The organism is Lentzea sokolovensis (assembly GCF_033949975.1).
In the GTDB taxonomy this organism is placed as follows: domain Bacteria; phylum Actinomycetota; class Actinomycetes; order Mycobacteriales; family Pseudonocardiaceae; genus Lentzea; species Lentzea sokolovensis.
In genome coordinates this window covers 262,381-284,531 of the sequence record NZ_JAXAVU010000001.1, presented here as the reverse complement: position 1 = coordinate 284,531, position 22,151 = coordinate 262,381, and the positions used below count along the sequence as shown (strand labels likewise).

The window sequence follows — 22,151 nt, the reverse complement described above, 5'->3', positions numbered from 1 at the left end:
TACGCCACAAGCGCGGATCACCTGAGCAGTTCTCCCATCCGCGCGGTTCGCACACCGCGCAACGCGAGCCAGGCCGCCACGACGACCACCAGAGCGCCGCACGTCACCATCGAACCCAGCAACGGCAGCAGGTCCGGCAGCATCGGGGCCGGGTTCAGCCACGGCGCGGGATCCAGCCGCGGTACGGCCGCCCCGGCACTCATGAACGAGGCCACCGAGCCTATCCCCAGTGCCAGCAACGCCAACGCGCCCACCTCCAGGAGATGGCTCGACCACAGCACGGACGGGCGCATGCCCATGCGGGTCGACAACGCGCCGGAGACGGCGTTCTGGCGGCGACGGACCTCGACGGCCAGCAGCAGCGCCACGGCGGCGACCACGGCCAGGACCACGCCGATCGCCGCAACGAAACCGAAGGTCCATTCGACGGTCAGGAACGGCAGGCCGTCCAGGACGCGGCCGCGGTCGGCGACGTTCGTGTAGTGGATGCCCTCGGCTTGCAGAGCGGAAGTCAAGGCGGACAACGGAAGTGACGACCACAGGTGCCACGAGCCGACCTGTTCGGCGGCGGGCACCGAGTCGCGGGCCACCACGTAGCCGCGCGTGCCGAGCTTCGGGAACGACGGCAGCGACGCCACGGGCTTGAGCAACGGCAGGCCGGGGACCCGGATCTCCTGGTTCGCCGAACGGCCGATGCGCACGGCCTGCGCCATCTCGCCGTCCCGCCGCAGCCCCGAGAGCAGCGAACGCACCGCGGGAGCGTCGCTCAGGACGGCGGCGTCGGTGAACGTCACAGGGTCCACGACCAGCGCGCCCGTGCTCACGCCGACGAGAGTGGTGTTGCCCCGCAACGACGAAGGCAGCGCGACCCGGCCGAGCGCGATGTCCTGCGACACCTGGACCGTGCTGTTGGCACCGACGAACACGCCGGACTTCGAGTCCAGCGCCGACTGCTGCGCGCCCGCCACCGCGCTGCCGACGGCGATGGTGCCGACCGCCAGGACGCCCACGAGCAGCACCCCGGTCACGGGACCGGCGGCCGCGGCCAGGCGGCGCACCGCGAGCTGGGCGGCCGGAACCCGCCACCACCGCACGTGGTGCGACCAGGCCAGCGACCAGCGCAGCAGCCGCGTCGCGAGCAACGCCGCCGCCAGTACCACGAGCAGCGGGAACGCCAGCGCGGCCACGTCGACACGGGGCAGCGAACCCGGCTTCAACGCCGTGCCCAACCCGTTGTGGGACAGGCGAACCCAGGCCACCACGGCCAGTCCGGCGACGACCAGCTCCCACGGCACCAGCGAAAGCCGTCGCGTCCGGGCCTGAGTCTGGAACGTCCGGTGCGCCCGCCAGGCCGCCACCAGCACGGTCACCGCCAGGCTCAGCACGACCACGGCCAGCACGAAACCCAGCGCCACCCACAGCGTTCCGGCAGCCAGCACGACCCCGGGCGCGTACAACGGCAACAGCAGCCGTGCGGCCACCAGTCCGAGCAGACCGCCCAGGACCAGCGGCAACCCCAGCTCCAGCACACCGCGGAAGCCCAGCGACAACGGGCTCGCCCCGCGCACCCACAGCAGCCGCAGTTCGGAATGCCGGCGTTGCGCCCACTGCACGGTCACGGTGCCCACGCCCGCGAGCCCGACCAGCACGCTGATGATCACCAGCGGCAGCAGCGCGGACGAGACGTTGCGCTCCGCGGTCCGTGCCGCCGTGATCGCACCGGACAGCAGATCGGTCCGCGTCAACGACAGCCCGAGCGACGTCAGCCGCGCGTTGCCCTTGTCCCGCAACGCCTCCGCCTCGGCGAGCGTCGCCGGCGGCTCGACCGGGAAACGCAGCGACACCGTGGCGTACCCCGTGAACTCCGGTGGTAGCAGGGCGAGGTCCGAAGAGGAGGCCACCCAGATCACCGACGTGCTGGCGCCGTCACCGCCCAACGGGTTCGGCACCACGGTCTTCGCCTCGGAACACCACCACCCGGACACGGGTTGTGCGAGGTCGGCGTAGATCGCGGTCACCACCAGCGAGGACCCGGTCAGCCGATCGCCGATCTGCACGCGAGCGGCGGTGGCGATCGTCTGCGGCACCCACAACCCGGTGCCACCGCCCTGCACCACGGTCAGGTGCGACAGGGCGTCCGGCCGATGGCCGAAGCGGCCGTAGGTCGCGAGCCCGTTGAAGTCGGGCCGGCCGATGGGCGTGTAGGCGGCGCCCAGGTCGCTGCGCGCCGCCATCTCGACGGCGGCGGCCAGCGGCATCCCGTCCCCGTCCAGCGACGGATGCACGGAATGCGGGCACATCCGGCTCTGCTGGTAGGCGAGAGCGGCACTGCCCGCGGAGGAGGAATGCAGTGCGGCCGCGGCCACCACGAAGCCCAGCAGCAACGTCGTCGCGATGCTCACCAGCAACGTGAGCGGACTCGACAGCGCGGCCCTGGGCGCGGCTCTCCACGGCAACTGCACCTGCGCACGCTAACCGGCGACTCAGGAATTTGGGAGGCTTTCGACGGTAACGGAACGCATGACCCCGAACCGGGCTCCGAACGGGTCGACGAGCACCGCGATCCGGCCGACCCCGTCCAGGTCGTGGGGTGCGAGGAGCACCGGTGCGGAGGCCGCGGCCTGATCCACATCGGCCACCTCGAAGTACGGCAGCCAGAAGGCTTGAGCGTCCGCGACGATCGCGCCGAACATCCGGCCCGCGCCCGTGCCCGCCGGCCGCAGGAACTGGCCAGGCGCACCCGGAATCAGCTCGATCTCCCACGAGAACAGCGACCGGTAGAAGGTCGCCGACGCGCTGGGCGCGGGGGAGTGGAGTTCGAGCCACGTCAGCGATCCCGGGATCGACACCGCGCCGATCCCGGGGCGTTCTCCCGCCTGCCACACGCCGAACTCGCCGCCGTGCGGATCGGTCAGCCGGACGTCGGCCGCCGGTTCCGCGCCGGACGCGGCGAAGTGGACGGTCCACGAACCGGACTGCGAGGGCACCTGCCCGGCGACCGTCCGACCGGCGTGGGTGAACACGCCGGTGCCGGGGGTCTCGAGCGGCTGGTACCCCCAGCCGAGCACGCGCCCGTAGAACTCCGCCGCGGCGGCCTCGTCGGACGTGCCCAGATCGATCCAGGCAGGCGCTCCGGGCACGAAGTCGGTAGTGATCATCTACGCCCACCTCCAGCGGATACCTACCCAGTTCACCGACACATCAGTCTCGAAGTGGTGCACGGAGTTCGTGTGGTCCAGTTCCAGGTCGATCGTCCGGTGCGGTTCCGGCTCCTCCCAGTCCTGCAGGTAGACGTGCGGGTCGACGGGCGGAGCGGCCGGGTCGAAGTGCACCTCGATCAGGCTCTGCGCGAGGAAGCACCGCACGCCGTGCGCGTACTCGATGCTGTCCAGCCGTGTCGGGTCGTGCGCGACGAACTCGAAGACCCAGGTCTCGCCTTCCAGCAACGGCTTGTCGAACAGCAACTCGTCGACGACCACGTGCTCGGTCTCGTCGCGGGTGGACCGGCCGAGACGGCAGTTGCGCACGGGCTCCTGGCGCAGCTCCGCCGTCTCCACCGAGTCGTCGCAGAAGTAGTGCGCGTAGAAGCGGTCGACGCCGTCGCGGCGGGCCCGCACGACCATCCGCACGTCGACGCGGGACGCGTGCCGGGCGGCGTCCACGAACACCCTGTCGTGCCGGGAGAGGATCTCCAGGTCGTTGGCGTTGAAGCCGGGCATCATGCCGGGCACGACGTCCGGCCAGCCGCTCGGGCCGGTGTGCTCCAGCAGGGTCCGCAGCGCGCGGGGCGGCACCTCCAGCAGCTCTTCCAGCACCGACACGGCCCGGAGCGACTTCGGGGAGATCGGCCGCACCCGGCCCTGCTGCCAGTCGCTCAGCGTCGACAACGCCACCGCCACGTCCTGTTGCGCGAGGCGTAGCCGGAGCCGTTCGAGCGTCAGGCCACGCCGGCGGATGGCCGCGCGCAGCGCCGAGTGGAACGGTCCGATGCGCAGCAGCGCTTCCAGACTGGGCGTCGTTGTCACGCGCATGACTCTAGTGACTACAACGCGAATCCCTCAGGAAACGGATCGGTCTCGTCCAGAAGATACTGACCCATGCCGGTGATCCACGCGCGTCCGGCCACTGTGGGCACGACGGCCGTGCGATCGCCGAGCGGGACCTCTTCCAGCAGCCGGCCGATGAACCTCGTCCCGATGAACGACTCGTTCACGAAGTCCTCGCCGATGCCGAGCTCGCCGCGGGCGTGCAGCTGGGCCATCCGGGCGCAAGTGCCTGTGCCGCAGGGCGATCGGTCGAACCAGCCGGGGTGGATCGCCATCGCGTTGCGCGAGTCGGCGCCCTCCTGGCCGGGCGCGGTGAACTGGACGTGCTTGCAGCCGCTGATCGCCGCGTCGACGGGGTGCACCGGCCGGTTCACCGCGTTGATTTCGTCCATGATGGACAGACCGGCGGCCAGAATTCGTTCCTTTTCCACGCGATCGAACGGGATGCCGAGGTCCGCGAGGGGAACGATCGCGTAGAAGTTGCCGCCGTACGCCATGTCGTAGCGCACTTCGCCGAGTCCGGGCACGGTGACGACGGCGTCCAGCTCGTGCGCGTACGCCGGGACGTTGCGGATCGTCACGAGCTTCGTGCGGGTGTCGTAGTCGGCCAGCACCAGCCCGGCCGGGGTGTCCAGGCGCACGGTCGTGACAGGTTCTGTCAACTCGACCATGCCGGTCTCGACCAGCACCGTCGCGACGCCGATCGTGCCGTGCCCGCACATCGGCAGCAGGCCGGAGACCTCGATGAACAGCACGCCCCAGTCCGCGTCCTGACGGGTCGGCGGCTGCAGGATCGCGCCGCTCATGGCCGCGTGCCCGCGCGGCTCGTTGACCAGCAGCCTGCGGATGTGGTCGTGGTTCTTGATGAAGTTCAGGCGCTTCTCGGCCATGGTCTCGCCGGGGATCACCCCGACCCCGCCCGTGATGACGCGCGTCGGCATGCCCTCGGTGTGCGAGTCGACGGCGCTGAAGTATTTGGCGAACCTCACGACGTCGCCAGCTTCATGTCCGCGTCGACCTGGGCGAGCTGTTCGGGGCTCAGCGGGCCGCGCGGCGGACGGCACGGACCGCCGTAGCGGCCGACGAAGTCCATGGAGCGCTTGATGGCCTGCACGAACTCGGTGCGCGAGTCCCAGCGGAACGCCGGGACGAGCTTCTCGTACAGCGCCCGCGCCTCGTCGAGCCTGCCCTCCAGCGCCAGGTCGAACAGCTGCTTGCTCTCGGCCGGGAACACGTTGGGGTAACCCGCGAACCAGCCCGTCGCGCCCATCAGCAGGCTCTCCAGCACGACGTCGTCGGCGCCCGCCACGACGGTGAGGTGAGGGGCGGCCGCGCGGATCTCCAGCACGCGCCGGACGTCGCCGGAGAACTCCTTGACCGCCACGACGTTCTCGATCTGGCCCAGTTCGGCGAGCAGATCGGGCGTCAGGTCGACCTTGGTGTCGATCGGGTTGTTGTAGACCATGATCGGCAGGCCGGCCTTCGCGACCTCGCGGAAGTGGTGCACGACCTCGCCGCGGTTGGCCCGGTACATCGTCGGCGGCAGGCACAGCACGCCGTCCGCGCCGTCCTCCGCCGCCAGTTCGGCCCAGTGCCGGGCCTGGTGCGCGCCCACGCCGTGCACGCCGATGACGGCGATTCCCTTGTCCTTGACCGCCGCGATGGCGGTCTGGGCGACCTCGCGGCGTTCCGCGTCGGTCAGCGACGAGTACTCGCCCAGCGAGCCGTTCGGGCCGACGCCGCGGCAGCCGTTCTCGACGACCCACCGGCAGTGCTCGGCGAACTTGTCGAGGTCCGGGCGCAGCCCCGCCGGAGCACCGGCGTCCTCGGCGTAGGGGAGTGCGGTGGCGACGATGACGCCGTCGAGGCGTTCGGACATGACTACTTCTCCTCCGGGAGTGCGGCGAGTTCGCCGAGGGGGATCGGGACCGCGATCACGCGGCGTTGTCCGTCGAACGGGACGCCGGTCAGTTCGGCGACGTTGCGGGCGCAGACGCGGCCCTGGCAGCGGCCCATCGCGACGCGGCTGGTGAGCTTGAGTTCGCGCATGCTGGTCGCGTCGGTCAGGTCTTCGAGCCTGACCTTCTCGCAGCGGCACACGGTGGTGTCCGGGGCCGGCCACGTCCGCCAGCCCGGTTGCACGGCGTGCGCTCTGGCCAGGGCCTGGGCGAACAACCGGCCCTTGCGCACGGCTTCCACGGCTTTCCGCGGTGGCTCCTGCCCGGCCGCGGCGGCTCCGGCGATGACGCCTTCGGCTTCGGCGAGGTCGGCGCCGCCGATGCCGGTGACCTCGCCTGCCGCGTAGACGTGCTCGACCGACGTCCGCTGGTGGTCGTCGACGTCGTAGAAGTCGTTGGTGCGGCTCGCGTTCGGCAGGAGATCGGTGCGGGGCAGGAAGCCGTAGCCGATGCAGACGAGATCGGCCTGCACGGTGCGGTGGCTGACCGGTCGCCACTGGCCGTCGAGCTTCGCCACGGTCACGCGGTCGCCGTGCTTGGCGATCACGGCCGTGCGGGTCTCCAGCCGTGGCAACACTTTCCGGTAGCTCGCGAGCTCGCCGATCTTGTGCCGGTTCGCGGTGATCGCCTTGGCTTCGCGGAGCCATCGGGCGGGGGAGGACGCCTCGTAGACGCCGACGAGCGTGGCGCCGAGGTCCTGCAACGCCGTCGCCACCGGCAGCAGGAACGGGCCGGTGCCCGCGACGATCACGCGTTCGGCCAGCGTGACGCCCTGCTTGGCGAGGGCCTGGGCGGCACCCGCGGTGATGACGCCGGGGCCGTCCCAGCCGGGGAAGGGGAGCGGCCGGTCGTAGGCGCCGGTGGCGACGACCAGCGCGTCGAACCGCAGGAGGCGCGGATCTGACGCGAGACGAGACGTCTCGTCTCGTCTGATGTGGAGCGCGTTCCCCTCCACCAGCCAGGCCTCAGTGTTCTTGAGGTGCGTGACCCCGGCGTGGCCGAACTTGGTCCTGCCGCGCAGGTACTGGCCGCCGGCCTCCGGTTCCGAGTCGACCATCACGACCTCGGCGCCCGCGTCGGCCGCGGTTCTGGCGGCGGCCATCCCGGCCGGTCCCGCTCCTACGACGACGACCTTCACGACGTCGTCCTGATCACGTCGCCGTCGCGCAGCGGGTGGCGGCACGCGCGGACCTCGGGCACGCCGTTGATCTCCGCGACGCAGCCGAAGCACACGCCGATGCCGCAGAAGAACCTGCCGGGCAACAACTCCGCGACGTGCGCGACCTCGTGCTCCAGGCCGTTGAACGTCACCTTCACACCATCACCTCCGGCCGGTCCACGCGGAACGGGTGGGGATCGACCAGCGGGGACTCGCCGGTGAGCAGTTGCGCGAGCAGGCGCCCGGTCGCCGGGGCGAGACCGACGCCCGCGCCCTCGTGACCCGTGGCGTGCCACAGACCGGGTGTGCGCGGGTCCTCGCCGATGATCGGCAGATGGTCCGGGGCGTACGGGCGGAAACCGCCGTACGCGCGCATGACCGGGACGTTCGTCAGCATCGGGAAGAGCGCGATCGCCTTGAGCGCCAGCGCTTTCAGCACCCTGCTCTCGATCGTGTCGTCGAAGCCCTTGCGCTGGCGGCTCGACCCGATCAGCACCGTGCCCGCCTGGGTCGACTCGACCACGCCGGACGTCTGCAGGTCCGCGTCACCGCTCGCGACCGCGCCGACGTAGTCCGCGTCGTAGACCTTGTGCCGGATCGTGCCGGGGATCGGGGTGGTCACGAGCACCACGCCGCGCCGGGGCAGCACGTTGACGCCGAAGTTGCGCGCCCACGGGCCGGTGGCGTTCACGACCGCGCCGCAGCTGATCACGCCATCCTTGGTCGTCACGCTGCGGCCGTCCGTTGTGGACACCTCGGCGCGTCTGACCTCGATGCCGCGCAGCAGGGTGCGGGTGGCCTTGACCGGGTTGAGCTGGGCGTCCTGGAGGTAGTGGACGGCGGCGGTGATCTCCGGGTTGAGGTGCGGCTCGTGGGTCAGCGCGTCGGCGGTGGTGATCTCGCAGGCGTCGATGCCCGCGGCCCGTTGCTTCGCGGCGAAGGCCTGGAGCGGGGCGACGGCCTCGGGAGTCGTGGCGACGACCAGTCCGCCCTTCTCCTCCCATTCGGCGTCTTCGGCCAGTTCCGGCCACAGGTCGCGACTCGCCCGGGCCAGGTCGAGTTCGGGGCCGGGCTCCTTGTCGCTGACCAGGACGTTGCCCTCACCGGCCGCGCTGGTGCCCGACGCCGGTCCGTGCCGGTCGACGACGACAACGCGGAGCCCTCGCGCTCGCAGGGCCTGCGCGCACGCCGCCCCGATGATGCCCGCGCCCATGACCACGACGTCCGGCTGCATCGCCACCTCCGTTCAATAGAATGAACGTTAGTGCTTCGGGTACTCCAGCACCAGTACCGAGCTGACCTCACCGTCGACGGTCTCGTACGAATGCGGCATCGAGCCGGGGAAGCAGACGTAGTCGCCGGGTCCCAGTTCGTACGGTTCGTCCGCAGGCCCCACGCGCAGCTGACCGCTCGTGACCAGCACGTGTTCCTTGCCGGGGTGTCCTTCGCTGGTCTGGGTGGCGCCGGGTCTGATCCGCTGGTCGTAGATCTCCAGCACGGTGTCCCCGATGTCCATCCGCCGCATCAGCCGCAGGTCGACGGCGTTGCTGCTGAGCACCTCGACGTCGCGGGCGCGCACCAGCACGACCTCCGGCGGCGTCCGCGCGGTCACCAGCTCCGACACGGGCACGTCCAAAGCGTTCGACAAACTGAACACTGTCTCGATCGTCGGGTTGCCCGCGCCGCTCTCCAGCTGGGACAGCGTGCCCTTGGCGATGGACGACCGCCGGGCGAGCTCCGACAGCGACAGCCCGCGCTGCTCCCGGAACGCCCTGATGTTGGCGCCAAGCACCTGACCCGCACTCATAGTCACTGATCGTTGCATAGGCTTGCGCCCATGACTGCGTACACGGAGGCGGAGGGGCAGACCCTCCGCACGGCCGTTTTCGGTGCCATGGTGCTGGTGTCCACTGCGGACCCCGGCTCGGTCGACGAGGAGAGCCAGGCCGGCGTCAGGGCGATCACCCTGCTCACGGACGACCTGCGCGCCATCATCGCGGCCGCGCCGCCCTCGCTGCCGAAGGGCTCGGCGTCCGATGTGGAGTCCGGCGTCCTGGCCGCGCTGCGGGACTCCGTGGCGATCATCAACGCCCACGAACCGCGCGACGTCGCGATCTTCCGCGCCGCCGTGTCGGAGATGTGCCGCTCGGTGGCGGGCGCCGACGGCGAGGTCGCCGCGGCGGAACGGGCGATGGTCACCAAGGTCGTCGAAGCGCTGAGCTGAGGGCGTCCGCCTGGCTCAGGTCGCGCTGGGCCGCGCCGCGAGCCAGGCGGCGTGCTCCTTGCCGATCACGGCCTCGGTCTCGGCGACCACGGCGGCCCAATCGCTCTCCCGCACGTGGGGGAGCCGGTGGTCGATGTCCGCGAGCTCGCCGGCCGCGGCCGCGTAGGTGACCCTGAGGTTCTCGTACTGCCGCAGGCCGATCCAGGCCGCGCCGCCCGCGACGGCCGCGGCCATCACGCCGGACAGGTCGACGTCCCAGACTCCGTTGATGCGCAGGATGGCGAAGACGATCGCGACTAGCTCGCCGACGATCATCAGGACGCGGAACGCGTTCGCGCGGGTCTCGTTCATCGCCGCCCGGTCGCGGTACCACCGCACCTGCGGTTGGACGCGGGCCTCGCGGTAGGCGGTCCTGCGCTCGTCGAACGGCGCGGCGCGCAGCTCGGTCATGACCTGCTCGCCGGTGTCGTTCGCGCTGGTGAGCATGACCTCCCTGCGGTGTTCCCGCACCGCGTCGGCGATGGCGAGCTCCAGTTCCTTGCGCGGGTTCTGGGTGATGCCGTGGAACGGATCGCCTGCCACGGCGTAGCGCCAGGCCAGCGACTTCACGCGTTCGGCGACGGTCCGGCCCGCGTTCCACTTCAGCTCCGGATGCATCACCCACAGCAGGAGCTCGCCGAACAGCGCGATGAGGAACCCGCCCAGCGCCACCCACGCCCAGGCGTCGACGCCGCCGCCGATCTGCCACTTGAACGCACCGCCGACGGCCGCGACCACCGCGCCGATCAGCCGCACCCGGCTGAACAGCAGGGTGAGCCGCTGTCCGAGCCGGGAGACCGCCTCCGCGTCGTGGTAGAAGCCGGGCAGGTGCTCGTCGTTCATCCAGTTCCGTCCTCGGTGGCCGAAGTTGATCGTGCGCAGCCAAACGCCTGATTATCACGGCGGCGCCTGACGACGCGCTGGATCACGGATTGCTCCGATGAGTGCTCGGATTCTGATGTGCTTTGGCCTTGACCCAGCTGGTTCCGGTTGCAATCATCGGATCTTCTCGCCGCCGCCCCGGACGAGAAGGCGATGGTCATGGGACTACGTCGTTGGTGCGCGGCTGTGGTGGCCGCGTTGCTCACAGGTCTGCTCACCCCAGGCGCTGCTCAGGCCGAGGTGCAGCACCCGAGACAGGAGTGGTTGCGGCAGTCGACCGCCGGCTTGTTCCTGCACTGGGGCATGTTCACCGCCCCGAAGCACCTGAACTGCGCCGAGTGGGAGCGCGACGTCACCGGCGGCGGGTGGACCCCCGACTACTGGATCGACGAGGCCCGCAAGCTCGGCGCCTCCTACGTCGTGCTTGCGACTTTCCACTCGCGGCTGGGCTACGCGCGCCCGTGGCCGTCGAAGATCCCCGGCAGCTGCGCGACCGAACGGGACCTGCTCGGCGAGCTCGTCCGCGCGGGCAAGGCCAAGGGCGTCAAGGTCGTCCTCTACATGACCGACGACCCGCAGTGGCACAGCGAGCAGGGTGTGCAGATGCTCGACTCGGCCGCGTACTCGGCTCACCGCGGCGAGCAGGTCGACCTGACCACGCGTGAAGGCTTCGGCAAGTACAGCTACGAACTGTTCTTCGAGGTGATGAAGAACTACGACGACCTCGCCGGCTTCTGGATCGACAACGACAACGAGTACTGGGAGCGCAACAAGCTCTACGAGCAGATCCGGCAGCTGCGGCCCACCTGGTTGCTGAGCAACAACAACGAGGACACGCCGATCATGGACACGGTCTCGAACGAGCAGAAGACCGGCATGTTCCCGTCCTACGACTACCCGGCGGCGACGTTCACGCCGATGCCCCGCCTGTCCGAGGCCTGCTACAAGCTGCCCACCACGGGGGACTGGTGGTACGACGGCGGGAACCACGCCGTCGACACGCGCCTGAACACCGGCCGCTACATCACCAACGCGGGCTCGTCGATCAAGTCGCTGATGGCCGAGACGCCGATGGTGAACGGCAGGATGCCCGCGCAACAGGAGGCCTACAACAACTTCATGGCCTCGTGGGTGCCGCCGATCCGCGAGTCGATCCAGGGCGTCGAGGGCGCCGGGTACATGTACGGCGGCATGCAACCGGGTTTCTGGAACGACGGCGCGCACGGTGCGATCACCATCAACCCCCGTACCGGCAAGCAGTACGTCCACGTCATCACCCGCCCGCGTGCCGACTTCGTTCGCCTGCGGGACAACGGATATCGGGTCACTTCTGTTCGTGATCTGCGCACCGGTGAACGGATGCGGTTCTCGCAGTCGGCCGGGTTCCTGACCATCCAGGGCATCACGGCGTGGGACGAGTACGACACGGTGTTCGCCGTGGAAACCGCTGGGCAGCAAGGCTTCTACACCGGCGTGAAGGCTTCGGCGACGTCTTCCTCGAACGGTTTCCCGGCTTCGCATCTGACGGATGGCAGCTATGAGACGTACTGGGACGCCGGCGCCGCGCAGCCTGTCTCGATCTCGTTGGACCTCGGGCGTCGTCGTGCGGCCGCGTTTCTCGCGATCAACCAGCGCGAGTCGTCACCTACGCACGCCCGTGTGTCGTTCGGGCGGCCGGAGGATTCCTCGCGCATCAAGGATTATCAGCTGACCGCGTCCGTTGACGGCCGCAGCTGGTGGCACGTGCGCAGCGGGGCGTTGCCTTCCGCGCGCGGGACGCAGTTCATCGACATCGGCTCGCAGGAGGCCCGGTTCCTCAAGCTGACCGTGCTGAACACCTGGGGCGGACCGCAGGCTCCCGTCTACTTCAAGCAGCTGAAGGTCGACGAGATCCGGGTCGGCCACAGCTATCCGCGTGGTGCCGGTGGTGGTGTGCTGGAAGCCGAGGACGCGTCGCGGTCGGGTTCGGTGCGCGGCGAGTCCTGCGCGGCCTGTTCCGGCACGCGGCAGGTGACCGGGTTCGGGGGCGAGCGCGACGCCGTGACGTTCCGCGATGTTTCCGTTGGTACGGCTGGTACTCACAGCCTGAAGCTCGACCTGACGTCCGCCGAGCCCTCCGTCGTCTCGGTCTCCGTGAACGGCGCGCCACCGGTTTCCGTTGCGGTGCCGCGTGATCGGCCCGACGTGCCGGCCCCGACGTCGGTGGCGGTGCCGTTGAACGCGGGCCGCAACACGGTGAAGGTGTCCGGCACCGGCAAGCTCGGCCTGGACCGGATCTCGGTGGGCGGACTGCCACCGTCGACCTACACGCCGAAGACGACGCTGACCGTGCAACCCCATGGCGTGCAATGGGTCGCGCCCGGTCAGCAGTCCGTGAAGATCACCGCACGACTGCGGCTCGACGCCGACGACCAGATCGACAAGGTGTCCCTCGCCCCGGTTCTCCCCGCGGGCTGGACGCTGACCGGTGCGCCGGCCACACGTGCGTCCATGCGCCTGGCCGGTCTGCTCGAAGGAACCTGGACCGCGACCTCGCCCGCCGGTACCGACGTGGGTTCGGTGAGCATTCCCGTCGCTGCCTCGTTTCAGCTGCTCGGCTCCGACCGCAAGGTCTCGGGCACGGTGCCGGTCCGCACCAGGCCCGCCGACCGCGTGTTCGTGCGCGAGGCCGAGGACTCGGCGAACCAGTTCGGCAGCACCGGGCTGACGGGCTGCGGGTCGTGCTCGGGCGCGGAGAAGGTGCGCAACATCGGCGGCAGCGCGGACGCGTCGGTCACCTTCCCGAACGTGACGGTGCCGGAGACACGCGCCTACAAGCTGTTCATCCAGTTCACGGTGAACGGGCCGCGGTCGTACTTCGTGACGGTCAACGGTGGTGCGCCGGTCGAGGTCAAGCTCGACGGGGTCGGCAACAACACCCCTTACGTGGCCGAGATTCCGGTGACGCTGAACGCCGGTGCCAACACCATCAGGTTCGGCAACGACGGTGCGGGCGCCCCCGATCTGGATCAGATCGCGCTCGCCTGATCGGCCCGCGTGGAACGGCACCCCGCCTCGGTAGGGGTGCCGTTCCACGGGGGATGACTGGCTTGCCGAGTTGCACTGGGCCGCGGAGTCCGAGTCGCCGCAGGAGGTCGCGGCGCTGATCGCTCGGGCGGACGACGTCGATGCGATGAGGAGCGCACCGCGTTGTGGCGCGCGGTGCACGCGAGCCGGCCTGAGAACGTCCAGGGGTCCTGCTCGCCGCGTGTGTGGCGTGATCGGAACAGTCCGTTGTAGACGGTGCCGCGAGAGCACGCTCGGTGTCACGCAAGCGCTTCTGACAGCTGGTGCACGCCCCGTTCGGTGCTTGTTGCGGACTCGTCTTGGCTCTGGCGAATTCGGGCTGTGGAGGGCAGGGCCCCGCCCTCCCAGGGGGCTGACCACCTGACCCCTTCAGCGTATTCGCGAAGCCGTCCTGTCAAGCCGCCGTTCGGCGATCTGTGGACAACGCGCGCGGGACAGCGACTTGTCCACAGATCGCCGAACGAGGGCTTGACAGGGTGTTTCCGCAGATAAAGTGAAGTTGTGGGGCCTTGGTGGTCAGCCCCCGGGAGGGTGGGGCCCTGCCTTCCGCACGATTGCGCGCGGCATGTTCGCCAACCCCAAGCGTGGCAACCACGGCGAGATCCACCGTGACGGCGAATGCGAAGCGTCGGACCTGAACACCGGCGGTGGAGTCGACGAGGAGGACACAGCGGCCGATGTGCTGCTGGCGCACCTCTACCAGGGTGAACCGGCCGCTTACTGCCTCGCGTTCGCGGAGTTGCGGCCGACAGACAACCGCGCGTTCACCGCACCTGATCTGTGGCTGCGCCTCCCCGAACGCGACTACTGGCACTCCTGACCTGTTTTCTCAGCTACCGGCGCGCATCATGGAGTGATGCTGGATGCACTGCGGCGGCAGCTGAGCGAGCGACTCTTCGAGAAGGTCGCGGGTCCGGAGCGGGCGAAACACGCACGCCGGATTCACGACTCGCCCGGTCCGCGCCTGTTCGCCGACGACCGGCCGATCCGGCACGTGCACGCTGATCACGCCATGTTCATCGGCGGGCTGCGGGCGTTGCTGCTGCAGTCGTTGCACCCGCTGGCGATGGCGGCGGTCGCGCAGCACTCCGACTACCTCACCGATCCGTGGGGCCGGTTGCAGCGCACGAGCCTCTTCGTCGGCGTCACCACGTACGGCACGACCCAGGACGCGCTCAAGGCCGTCGAACGGCTCGGGCGCGTGCATCGGCACATCCACGGCACCGCGCCGGACGGCCGGCAGTACCGTGCTGACGACCCGCACCTGCTCGGCTGGGTGCACGTGGCCGAGGTGGACAGCTTCCTGTGCTGCCACCGGCGTTACGGCGAGAAGCCGCTCGACGACTACGACGAGTACGTCGCCGACATGGCCGTCATCGCCGACGCCATGGGCATCCCGGACCCGCCGCGCACGGTCGCCGAGCTCGACGCGAAGCTCGACTCGTACCGGCCTGAGCTGAAAGGCACGCCCGAGGCGCGCGAAGCGGCCAGGTTCCTGCTGCTCAAGGCGCCCTTGCCGATGCTGGTCCGTGGGCCGTACGCGATCTTGAGCTCTACGGCGGTCGCCACCTTGCCGGTGTGGGCGCGGATGCCGTTGCGGCTGCCCTACCTGCCGATCGCGGAGGCCACCGGGGTGCGGTTCGCGGGCCACGCGTTGATGCGCGGCCTGCGGTGGGTGACCGGTTAGCGGAAGTCCGCGACGCGGAACGCGGAGATCATGTCGTCGTTGCGGTTGTTCTGCGGGCTGAAGGAGGCTTCGACGCCCACCCAGCCGTGGAACTGGCCGTTGTCGTCGAGGATCTGCAGCATCGGCTTCACGTGGGAGTTGCCCTTGTAGCAGAACTCCTCCTTGCCGGCTGAGTTGATGCTCAGGCAGCTGCACCAGTGCCAGTGCGTGTCGCGGCGGTCGGTGTTGGAGACGCGCACGACGTGGTTCTGGATCGAGGTGTCGCCGCCCTGCTTGCAGCCGCTTCCGCCCTGGCAGGAGTTGGCCGACTCGGGCTGGCGGTAGGTGAGGCACCACGAGGTGGTGGTGCAGGTGCGGTACAGGCCGATGTCGAACCCGCTGCCGTTGCTGACCGGGTCGCCCTTGTCCCAGCCGTGGAACTCCAGCCGCAGGTTGCCGGGGAACGACTGCACGCTCGACATCTGGCGGCGGGTGGTGAGCGGGGTGTTGCTGCCGTAGCCGTACCCGGCGGTGGCCAGGGCGTTGGACCGGAAGTCGAGCCTGGCGAGCGTGCCGTCGGGACTCGGGACGACGGCCCACTGCTCGTTCCACCCCGGCACGTCCCAGGTGATGTGCAGCTGGTCGCCGTCGAGCCGGTAGTTGCCCGGCGTCGACTCGTTCGGAGACGAGGTGAAGCCGCCGGCGGTCAGGACCTGACACGAGCGGACCAGGGTCTGCGGGGGAGTCGACGACGAGGTCGAGCACGAGCTGTCGGGCGTGGTACCGGTGCCCTGGCGTGCGACCGGTTTCGCTTGCTGCCACAGGTACGTGCGCGCTCGCACCTTGCCGTCGGTCGTGAACGTGTAGTCGCTCAGGCGCATCCAGTTCGTCGTGCCCGTCTTGAACGAGCCGCGCGAGACGACGAAGTAAGCCTTGCCACCGGGCAGATCGGTGGCCGCGGTGGCGGGAGCGGGCAGGAAGGCGAAGAACGACAGCACGAGAAGAACGAGAGGCGCTTTCCGCATACATCCCCCAGAGCTAGGCCTCCAGGAAGTCGAGCACGAGTGGCGTCGCCTCGCTCGCGAACTCCTCGAAGTAACCGTGTCGGGCTCCCTCGATCAGGTGCATGACCGCGCCGGGAATCCGCTCCGTGATCAGGGGAGCGTTGGCCGTGGGGTTGAAGATGTCCTCGGTGCCGTGCACGACCAATGTCGGTGCGGCGATCGACGGCAGCACGTCCCACGCGTCGTGCTCGGCGCTCGCGAAGAGGTGTCGCTTGCGCGCGTGCGGTGGCATCTGCGGGTCGCCCAGCGTGTTGTACGGGCCTCGGTAGGCCGGTGTGTACATGAGCGCTTCCAACGCCCTGCGCGCCTTCATCGGGTCGACCTGCGCCAGCGACTTGCGGACCTCGGCGCTGCGCTCGATGCCGTGCGGGCCGCCGGGGGAGGTGCAGCCGAGTACGAGCCGGTCGACGTGCTCGCCGTGTGCGGCCGCGAGCCACTGCGCGATCCGGCCGCCCATCGACGTGCCGTAGACGTGTGCTCTGTCGATGCCCGCGTCGGCCAGGATCGCGACGCAGTCCTCGGCGAACGTTCTGGTGCTGTACGGGACGTCGGGCTTGTCGCTGGAACCGGTTCCGCGGTGGTCGGTGACGATCGTCGTGAACCGCGCGGAGAAGTCCCCGCGGACCTGTGACCACCACTTCGACGAGTTCGCCTGGCCCGCGATGAGCAGCAGCGGAGGCCCGGAGCCCTCGACCGAGTAGAAGAGCCTGGTTCCGTCGGCGGCGCGAGCGTGGGGCACGGCCGGAAGTCTAGAACCTTGACTTCTCGATAGATGGTCTAGTCCAATTCGGGGTGACCCCCTGCCGGCCGCCAACGCGTGAGGGATGGAACCCATGCTGTTGTTCGCTCGAATATCCGCGGTGGCCGCACTGGTGCTCGGCACCGTGATCGTGAGCCTCGCCCCCGCCAGTGCCGCCGGAGTCACGGCGACGTTCTCCAAGCAGGCCTGGAGCACCGGCTACACCGCGACGGTGACGATCAAGAACGAGACCAGCGCGGCGATCAGCTCCTGGAAGGTCGAGTTCGACTACCCGGCCTCGACCTCCGTCGGTGCCTACTGGGACTCGCTGCTCACCAAGAGCGGCAACCACAACACGTTCGTCAACCGGGAGTACAACGGCTCGGTCGCGCCCGGCGCCAGCGTGTCGTTCGGCTTCAACGCCGCCGGCACCGCGGACCCGTCGAACTGCACGATCAACGGTGCGGCGTGCACGGGCGGGACCGGCCCGACGACCAGTTCGACCACCACGACCACGACGACAACAACGACCACGACCACCACCACAACGACCGGTCAGCCGCCCACGGGGCAGTTGCCGCGCAAGGTGCTCGTCGGCTACCTGCACGCCAGCTTCGCCAACGGCTCCGGCTACATCCGCATGAAGGACGTGCCGGACGAGTGGGATGTCATCAACCTGTCGTTCGCCGAACCCACCAGCGCGACGAGCGGTGATCTGCGGTTCAGCCAGTGCCCGGTCGCGGAGTGCCCGAACGTCGAGTCCGAGGCCGAGTTCATCGCCGGCATCCGCGCCCAGCAGGCCAAGGGCAAGAAGGTCAACATCTCCATCGGCGGCCAGAACGGCCAGGTGCGGCTCGAGACCACGGCGGCGCGCGACGCGTTCGTGCGCACGGTCGGCGGCATCATCGACAAGTACGGCCTGAACGGTCTCGACGTCGACTTCGAGGGCCACTCGCTGTCGCTGAACCCCGGTGACCTCGACTTCAAGAACCCGACCACGCCCGTGGTCGTGAACCTGATCTCGGCACTGCGGTCGCTGAAGTCCAAGTACGGAGCCAACTTCGTGCTCACCATGGCACCGGAGACGTTCTTCGTGCAGGTCGGCTACCAGTTCTACGGCGGCACGGGCACCGGCGACGCGCGCACGGGCGCGTACCTGCCGGTGATCGAGGCCATGCGCAACGACCTGACGTTGCTGCACGTGCAGGACTACAACTCGGGACCCGTGATGGGGCTGGACAACCAGTACCACAACATGGGTGGCGCGGACTTCCACGTGGCGATGACCGACATGGTTCTCGCCGGCTTCCCGGTGCGCGGTGACGCGTCGAAGTTCTTCGCGGGCCTGCGCCAGGACCAGGTCGCCATCGGCCTGCCCGCCGCGCAGTACGCGGGCAACGGGTTCACGTCCGTCGCGGACGTCCAGACCGCACTGGACTGCCTCACCAAGGGCACGCGGTGCGGCAGCTACAAGCCGAAGGGCGTCTACCCGAACCTGCGCGGCCTCATGACGTGGTCGATCAACTGGGACAAGTACAACAACTACGAGTTCTCCAAGGCCCACCGGGCTTATCTGCCCCGATAGCGGTGGTGGGGGCGGCTTTTTCGTGAGCCGCCCCCGTTTCCCTCTACGCCAGCGTGGACCAGAACTGCAGTTCGTACGCCTGCAGCAGGCGGCCGTAGCGCCACGCGTGCTTCGGCTGCCAGCCGGCGTCGAGGGATGCCTGGATCGCGGCGACCGCACGGTCTTCCAGCTGCGGCGCGGGCGTGGCGAAGAAGTCGACGAACCCGCACGCCTCGTCGCTGAACCCGTAGTGCTCGCGCAGCCCCTTCGCCATGCGCGCGCAGTAGCCGCCCCACGCCGTGAAGTTCGCCAGGATCGCGAGGATCACGTCCGTCGTCTCGCCGTTGAGCGCCATCCACGCCTGGTAGGCGGGGTAGGACTGGCAGCCGGGGAACGGCTCGTAGCCGTGGAAGTCCTTGGCGGACATGCCCGCCGCCTTCGCCAGCGGCTCCAGCATCGGAAGCACCAGCTCCTCGCCACCCGCGAGCAACGTGAAGAACGCCCGCGCGTTCGGCTCCTCCGCCTTCGCCGCCAGCGCCAGGAATGTTCGCCAGTCCGACGACACGATGTGGTTCTCCTCGGCGGCGAACGTGGCGATCACAGCGCGTGGAGCTTGTCCGGTTTCGATCAGTTTGACCACGAGGTTGTCGTGCTCACCGGGGTGCAGCTCCGTCCGGATGCGCGTGACCAGCTCTTTTGCGTTCATGGTCCCGATTCTTTCGCACTCGGGAAATCGTTCGCCAGACCGCGGGCCCTTCGGGGAGCATCTTCGCTCGTGGCTGAACACACCTACCGAGTACTCGTCCGCGGCCGGTTCGCCGACCTGACCTCCGAGCAGCGCGTCTCGTTGCAGGACCGCCTCAAGGGCTTCGACTTCCTGCGCGACGGCGGGTTCAGCGAAGAAGGTGCGCTGATGTTCGACGAGAAGCTCGACTTCTTCAGCTACCGCGTGATCCTGACCGCCGCCGAGAAGCCGGACGAGGCGGGGCTGCGGCGCGCGGCCACGGCCCTCGACTCGCTCGGCGTCGACTTCCAGGGGTTGAAGGCCAAGGTCACCGACATGGACGAGATGAAGGTCAACCGGCCGAAACGGCTGGGCTGAGAGGGACTTCGACGGCTGCGGCGGCGTCCAGGGCCAGGTCCTCCCGGTACAGCCGGGAGATCACCTGGACGCCGGTCGGCAGCCCGTCCCGCTGCCCCGTCGGCACCGCCACCGACGGCACGCCGGCGAAGCTGCTCGCCTCGCACAGCTTCAGCGCGCAGACGCCGTTCAGGAACGCCGGCAGCCGCAGCGAGCCGCCGCTGTCGTTGCCGATCCCGAGGTGCACCATGCCCGTGGCCACCGCGACCGCGTCACCGCCGGAGCTCCCACCAGGTGACTTCGTGCTGTCCCACGGGCGTTCAAGGTCGGCATGTTGGCGTGCCCGATCGGTGTCGCCCCGGCCGCTCTCAGCCGCGCTACGATCGGCGCGTCCGCGGATTTCACGTTGTAGACCGGGTTCAAAGCCTCGATGACGCGCAACTGCTCAGAAAGAATCCCCATGCTCCAGTCTATGCGGACCGGAGCATGGGGATCTGCAACTCAAAACCACTCAGCGGAACATCACGGATAGTTCGCCAGGTAGGCCTCGGTAGAACCGGCGGTCACCCGTCCACCCGAGTTGTTGATGATGCGCTCGATGGTTCCCTTGCCGCCCAACGAGATCGTCACCATGCTGTGGAACTTGACGCCCGGCGTGTTCGGCACCTCGAACGCCCGGTCGGCCACCACGCTCGGGTTGGCGTTGGCGAAGATGTAACTGCCCAGGCCCCACGCCTCGTGCGTCGTGACGTTGTTGGCGACCTTGTACGCCGCGTAGCCGCGGGTCGAGCCGTTCATCCACGCCGCCTGGTTGGGCACCTCGTACGGCATCTCGTTCTGGTAGAAGTACGTCCGGCCGCCCTGGCCGTTCCAGATGGTCTGGTACTTCTGGTAGTGCTCGACGAACAGGCCGTACATCGTCACGTTGTTGCCGTTGACGATCAGGCCGGTGTCCGCCCGGTTCACGTCCCAGCCGACGCCGATGGAGTGGTCGCCTCGCCACAGCCAGAGGTGGTCGCCGATCACGTTGTGGCTGTTGACCACCAACGAGGTCGTGGCCCGCCCGATCGCCGAACCGCCGATGCGCACGTAGAAGTCGTGCAGCGACGTCGGGTTGGCCGAGTGGTTGGCGTTGCTGCCCGGCGCGCCGATCTGCGCCAGCAGCGGCGAGTTGGTCGGGGCCGCGTCGAGGAGCAGGCCGGCGATCTTCACACCGTCCACATCGGCCACGTCGAGTGCCATGTTGCCGTTGGTGGGCATGACGGTCGCGAGACCGAGGCCCATCACCACGGTGTCGGGGCGGGTGACTCGGATGGGCTCCGAGACCTGGTGGACGCCCGGCGTGAGCAGCAGGTGCTTGCCGGCCGCGAGCTGTGCGTTCATCGTCGCCGCCGAGGTGCCCGGCTTCGCGATGTAGAACTGGGACAGCGGGATGTTCGTGCCCTGCTGGTTGCCGGAGGCCCAGGTGGTGCCGCTGGTGTTGGAGCGCAGCGCCGGGACGAACACGTTGTAGTTGCCGCTGCCGTCGACGTTCAGGAACGGCTTCTCCCGCACGACAGGGGTCTGCGCGACGGTCGTGTACGGCGGTTCCGGGAACGTGTTCTGCGGTGCGTTGCGGGCACCGACGAACACCATGTTCCAGTTCTCGCCCGTCCACGAACCCCACTCGGTGTTGCGCGACAGCCACTGCTGCTGCGAACCGGAGCGGACCTGGCCCGTGACCACGGAGTCGGCGAGGAAACCACCGCTCGACCAGCCGTTGTCGTCGAGCTGCATGTTGCCGTAGACCTTCGTGCGGCGCATCGCGGACGCCTGCGAGACGGCCCACGTGTTGGTGCCCGAGGGCGGCCGCACCGCGAGGTTCTCCGCGCCACGCCAGAAGTTGTGCGTCGCGTTGCCCTCGAACCAGTCGGCCTCGACGTGCACCTGGCCGTTGATCGTCACGCCGTCCGGCAGCAGGCCCAGGCCGAGGACCTGGGTGAAGAAGCCGATGTTGACGTCGACGTTGTAGTTGCCCGGCTTGAACATGATCGCGAACCGGCGCGCGTCGTACTGACCCTCCTCCTGCTGACGGAAGACGTCGTCGAGCCGCGCCTGGATCGTCGCGGAGGACATCGACGGGTCGAAGATCAGCACGTTCGGGCCGAAGTCGGGCTGGCCGGGCTGCTGCGTGCCGCCGGTGAGGCGGAAGGTCTGCGCGTTGGTCCCGTTGCAGGTGTACTGGACCAACTGGACGTCACCGGTCGAGGCGCCCGGCACGTCGAGGCACTTGGCGCTGTTGCGGTTCACGAACCGGTAGGTGTCCGTGCCGACCGCTTCGGCGCGCCATTGCTGGTTGTTCGCGTTGAACGACTGCCACATGTGGACAGCCGCGTTGTCCGCGACGGAGACGTTCGAGACGTCCCAGACCTGACCCTGGCCGACGGTGAAGTACCCGTCGCTCGTGGGCGTGAAGGTCCAGGTCTGTCCGGAGCATCCTTGTTGGCGGAGCTGTGCGCCGTTGGCCGTTCCCAGCGACTCCACGCACTTTCCGCTGCCGACGTTCGTCACTTGATAAGCGGTTCCGGGCACCACGTCGGCCTGCGCCGCGACCGTCCACACAGGAACGATCGCTGCTGCCGCCAACGCTGCCACCAGCAGGGGGGTTCTCACGGTCACAGGGT

General features: G+C 69.1%; 21 protein-coding genes. 6 read left to right on the top strand and 15 right to left on the bottom strand.

Features of this window, described 5'->3' with window-relative positions; translation table 11 throughout:
• Nucleotides 1–17: 17 nt before the first annotated feature.
• Genes SK854_RS01340 through SK854_RS01300 form a run of 9 tightly spaced genes read right to left on the bottom strand, consistent with a single transcriptional unit; the run spans nt 18 to nt 8,970 of the window.
• Nucleotides 18–2,462, bottom strand: coding sequence for an ABC transporter permease (locus SK854_RS01340; RefSeq protein WP_319973087.1), 2,445 nt, complete (start codon nt 2,460–2,462; stop codon nt 18–20).
• 21 nt (nt 2,463–2,483) lie between these two features.
• Nucleotides 2,484–3,158: a hypothetical protein gene (locus tag SK854_RS01335; protein ID WP_319973086.1), complete on the bottom strand. Its 675-nt coding sequence runs from the start codon at nt 3,156–3,158 to the stop codon at nt 2,484–2,486.
• Entirely contained in the window at nt 3,159–4,025 is an 867-nt protein-coding gene (locus SK854_RS01330; protein WP_319973085.1) for a hypothetical protein, read from the bottom strand.
• Nucleotides 4,026–4,042: 17 nt separating this feature from the next.
• A complete protein-coding gene (locus tag SK854_RS01325; RefSeq protein WP_319973084.1) occupies nt 4,043–5,035 on the bottom strand; it encodes a proline racemase family protein in 993 nt (330 codons plus the stop codon).
• Nucleotides 5,032–5,925, bottom strand: coding sequence for a dihydrodipicolinate synthase family protein (locus SK854_RS01320; RefSeq protein WP_319973083.1), 894 nt, complete (start codon nt 5,923–5,925; stop codon nt 5,032–5,034). The genes SK854_RS01325 and SK854_RS01320 overlap by 4 nt, the downstream gene beginning before the upstream one ends.
• Nucleotides 5,926–5,927: 2 nt before the next feature.
• Nucleotides 5,928–7,142 (bottom strand): FAD/NAD(P)-binding oxidoreductase, encoded by a 1,215-nt coding sequence (locus SK854_RS01315; RefSeq protein WP_319973082.1) that lies wholly within the window; start codon nt 7,140–7,142, stop codon nt 5,928–5,930.
• The gene (locus SK854_RS01310; protein ID WP_319973081.1) at nt 7,139–7,321 is read right to left on the bottom strand and encodes a 2Fe-2S iron-sulfur cluster-binding protein; all 183 of its coding nucleotides are present in this window, start codon (nt 7,319–7,321) and stop codon (nt 7,139–7,141) included. Before SK854_RS01310 ends, SK854_RS01315 begins: the two co-directional genes overlap by 4 nt.
• Nucleotides 7,318–8,397 (bottom strand): NAD(P)/FAD-dependent oxidoreductase, encoded by a 1,080-nt coding sequence (locus tag SK854_RS01305; RefSeq protein ID WP_319973080.1) that lies wholly within the window; start codon nt 8,395–8,397, stop codon nt 7,318–7,320. Before SK854_RS01305 ends, SK854_RS01310 begins: the two co-directional genes overlap by 4 nt.
• 27 nt (nt 8,398–8,424) lie before the next feature.
• Entirely contained in the window at nt 8,425–8,970 is a 546-nt protein-coding gene (locus SK854_RS01300; protein ID WP_319973079.1) for a helix-turn-helix domain-containing protein, read from the bottom strand.
• A 30-nt stretch (nt 8,971–9,000) separates the two neighbouring features.
• Here SK854_RS01300 and SK854_RS01295 point away from each other — a divergent pair, with 30 nt between their 5' ends.
• Nucleotides 9,001–9,387, top strand: a complete 387-nt coding sequence (locus SK854_RS01295; protein ID WP_319973078.1) for a hypothetical protein — start codon at nt 9,001–9,003, stop codon at nt 9,385–9,387.
• A gap of 15 nt (nt 9,388–9,402) precedes the next feature.
• Here SK854_RS01295 and SK854_RS01290 read toward each other — a convergent pair whose 3' ends face one another.
• A complete protein-coding gene (locus tag SK854_RS01290; RefSeq protein WP_319973077.1) occupies nt 9,403–10,269 on the bottom strand; it encodes a DUF4231 domain-containing protein in 867 nt (288 codons plus the stop codon).
• 192 nt (nt 10,270–10,461) lie between these two features.
• Between SK854_RS01290 and SK854_RS01285 the strand changes: the two genes are divergently transcribed.
• The 3 genes from SK854_RS01285 to SK854_RS01275 all read left to right on the top strand — a co-directional run bounded on the left by SK854_RS01285 (nt 10,462) and on the right by SK854_RS01275 (nt 15,061).
• A complete protein-coding gene (locus tag SK854_RS01285; RefSeq protein WP_319973695.1) occupies nt 10,462–13,335 on the top strand; it encodes an alpha-L-fucosidase in 2,874 nt (957 codons plus the stop codon).
• Nucleotides 13,336–13,939: 604 nt separating this feature from the next.
• Nucleotides 13,940–14,194: a hypothetical protein gene (locus tag SK854_RS01280; RefSeq protein ID WP_319973076.1), complete on the top strand. Its 255-nt coding sequence runs from the start codon at nt 13,940–13,942 to the stop codon at nt 14,192–14,194.
• Between the two features lie 36 nt (nt 14,195–14,230).
• On the top strand, nt 14,231–15,061 hold the full coding sequence (locus SK854_RS01275; protein WP_319973075.1) for an oxygenase MpaB family protein: 831 nt from the start codon (nt 14,231–14,233) through the stop codon (nt 15,059–15,061).
• Here SK854_RS01275 and SK854_RS01270 read toward each other — a convergent pair.
• Both SK854_RS01270 and SK854_RS01265 read right to left on the bottom strand, forming a co-directional pair.
• Nucleotides 15,058–16,065, bottom strand: a complete 1,008-nt coding sequence (locus SK854_RS01270) for a hypothetical protein (protein ID WP_319973074.1) — start codon at nt 16,063–16,065, stop codon at nt 15,058–15,060. The genes SK854_RS01275 and SK854_RS01270 overlap by 4 nt on opposite strands.
• A 13-nt stretch (nt 16,066–16,078) precedes the next feature.
• Nucleotides 16,079–16,843 carry an alpha/beta fold hydrolase gene (locus tag SK854_RS01265; RefSeq protein ID WP_319973073.1) on the bottom strand — a complete coding sequence of 255 codons (765 nt, stop codon included), beginning with the start codon at nt 16,841–16,843 and terminating at the stop codon, nt 16,079–16,081.
• Nucleotides 16,844–16,937: 94 nt separating this feature from the next.
• On the opposite strand from SK854_RS01265, the gene SK854_RS01260 reads away from it, so the two are divergent.
• Complete coding sequence (locus SK854_RS01260) at nt 16,938–18,428, top strand: chitinase (RefSeq protein ID WP_319973072.1); 1,491 nt, start codon at nt 16,938–16,940, stop codon at nt 18,426–18,428.
• A gap of 43 nt (nt 18,429–18,471) precedes the next feature.
• On the opposite strand, the gene SK854_RS01255 is transcribed toward SK854_RS01260, so the two are convergent.
• Complete coding sequence (locus SK854_RS01255; protein WP_319973071.1) at nt 18,472–19,113, bottom strand: thiaminase II/PqqC family protein; 642 nt, start codon at nt 19,111–19,113, stop codon at nt 18,472–18,474.
• A gap of 69 nt (nt 19,114–19,182) precedes the next feature.
• Here SK854_RS01255 and SK854_RS01250 point away from each other — a divergent pair, with 69 nt between their 5' ends.
• Nucleotides 19,183–19,509: a DUF6204 family protein gene (locus SK854_RS01250; protein WP_093587908.1), complete on the top strand. Its 327-nt coding sequence runs from the start codon at nt 19,183–19,185 to the stop codon at nt 19,507–19,509.
• Here SK854_RS01250 and SK854_RS01245 read toward each other — a convergent pair.
• Both SK854_RS01245 and SK854_RS01240 read right to left on the bottom strand, forming a co-directional pair.
• Nucleotides 19,484–19,750 (bottom strand): hypothetical protein, encoded by a 267-nt coding sequence (locus SK854_RS01245; protein ID WP_319973070.1) that lies wholly within the window; start codon nt 19,748–19,750, stop codon nt 19,484–19,486. The two genes, SK854_RS01250 and SK854_RS01245, sit on opposite strands and share 26 nt — an antisense overlap.
• Before the next feature lie 260 nt (nt 19,751–20,010).
• A complete protein-coding gene (locus tag SK854_RS01240; protein WP_319973069.1) occupies nt 20,011–22,140 on the bottom strand; it encodes an RICIN domain-containing protein in 2,130 nt (709 codons plus the stop codon).
• Nucleotides 22,141–22,151 lie beyond the last annotated feature (11 nt).

Bases quoted from the DNA above. Each gene is read 5' to 3' on its own strand.
- SK854_RS01335 (WP_319973086.1), bottom strand. From the start codon at position 3,158: ATGATCACTACCGACTTCGTGCCCGGAGCGCCTGCCTGGATCGATCTG.
- SK854_RS01320 (WP_319973083.1), bottom strand. From the start codon at position 5,925: ATGTCCGAACGCCTCGACGGCGTCATCGTCGCCACCGCACTCCCCTAC.
- SK854_RS01305 (WP_319973080.1), bottom strand. From the start codon at position 8,397: ATGCAGCCGGACGTCGTGGTCATGGGCGCGGGCATCATCGGGGCGGCG.
- SK854_RS01300 (WP_319973079.1), bottom strand. From the start codon at position 8,970: ATGAGTGCGGGTCAGGTGCTTGGCGCCAACATCAGGGCGTTCCGGGAG.
- SK854_RS01295 (WP_319973078.1), top strand. From the start codon at position 9,001: ATGACTGCGTACACGGAGGCGGAGGGGCAGACCCTCCGCACGGCCGTT.
- SK854_RS01290 (WP_319973077.1), bottom strand. From the start codon at position 10,269: ATGAACGACGAGCACCTGCCCGGCTTCTACCACGACGCGGAGGCGGTC.
- SK854_RS01285 (WP_319973695.1), top strand. From the start codon at position 10,462: ATGGTCATGGGACTACGTCGTTGGTGCGCGGCTGTGGTGGCCGCGTTG.
- SK854_RS01280 (WP_319973076.1), top strand. From the start codon at position 13,940: ATGTTCGCCAACCCCAAGCGTGGCAACCACGGCGAGATCCACCGTGAC.
- SK854_RS01275 (WP_319973075.1), top strand. From the start codon at position 14,231: ATGCTGGATGCACTGCGGCGGCAGCTGAGCGAGCGACTCTTCGAGAAG.
- SK854_RS01270 (WP_319973074.1), bottom strand. From the start codon at position 16,065: ATGCGGAAAGCGCCTCTCGTTCTTCTCGTGCTGTCGTTCTTCGCCTTC.
- SK854_RS01260 (WP_319973072.1), top strand. From the start codon at position 16,938: ATGCTGTTGTTCGCTCGAATATCCGCGGTGGCCGCACTGGTGCTCGGC.
- SK854_RS01255 (WP_319973071.1), bottom strand. From the start codon at position 19,113: ATGAACGCAAAAGAGCTGGTCACGCGCATCCGGACGGAGCTGCACCCC.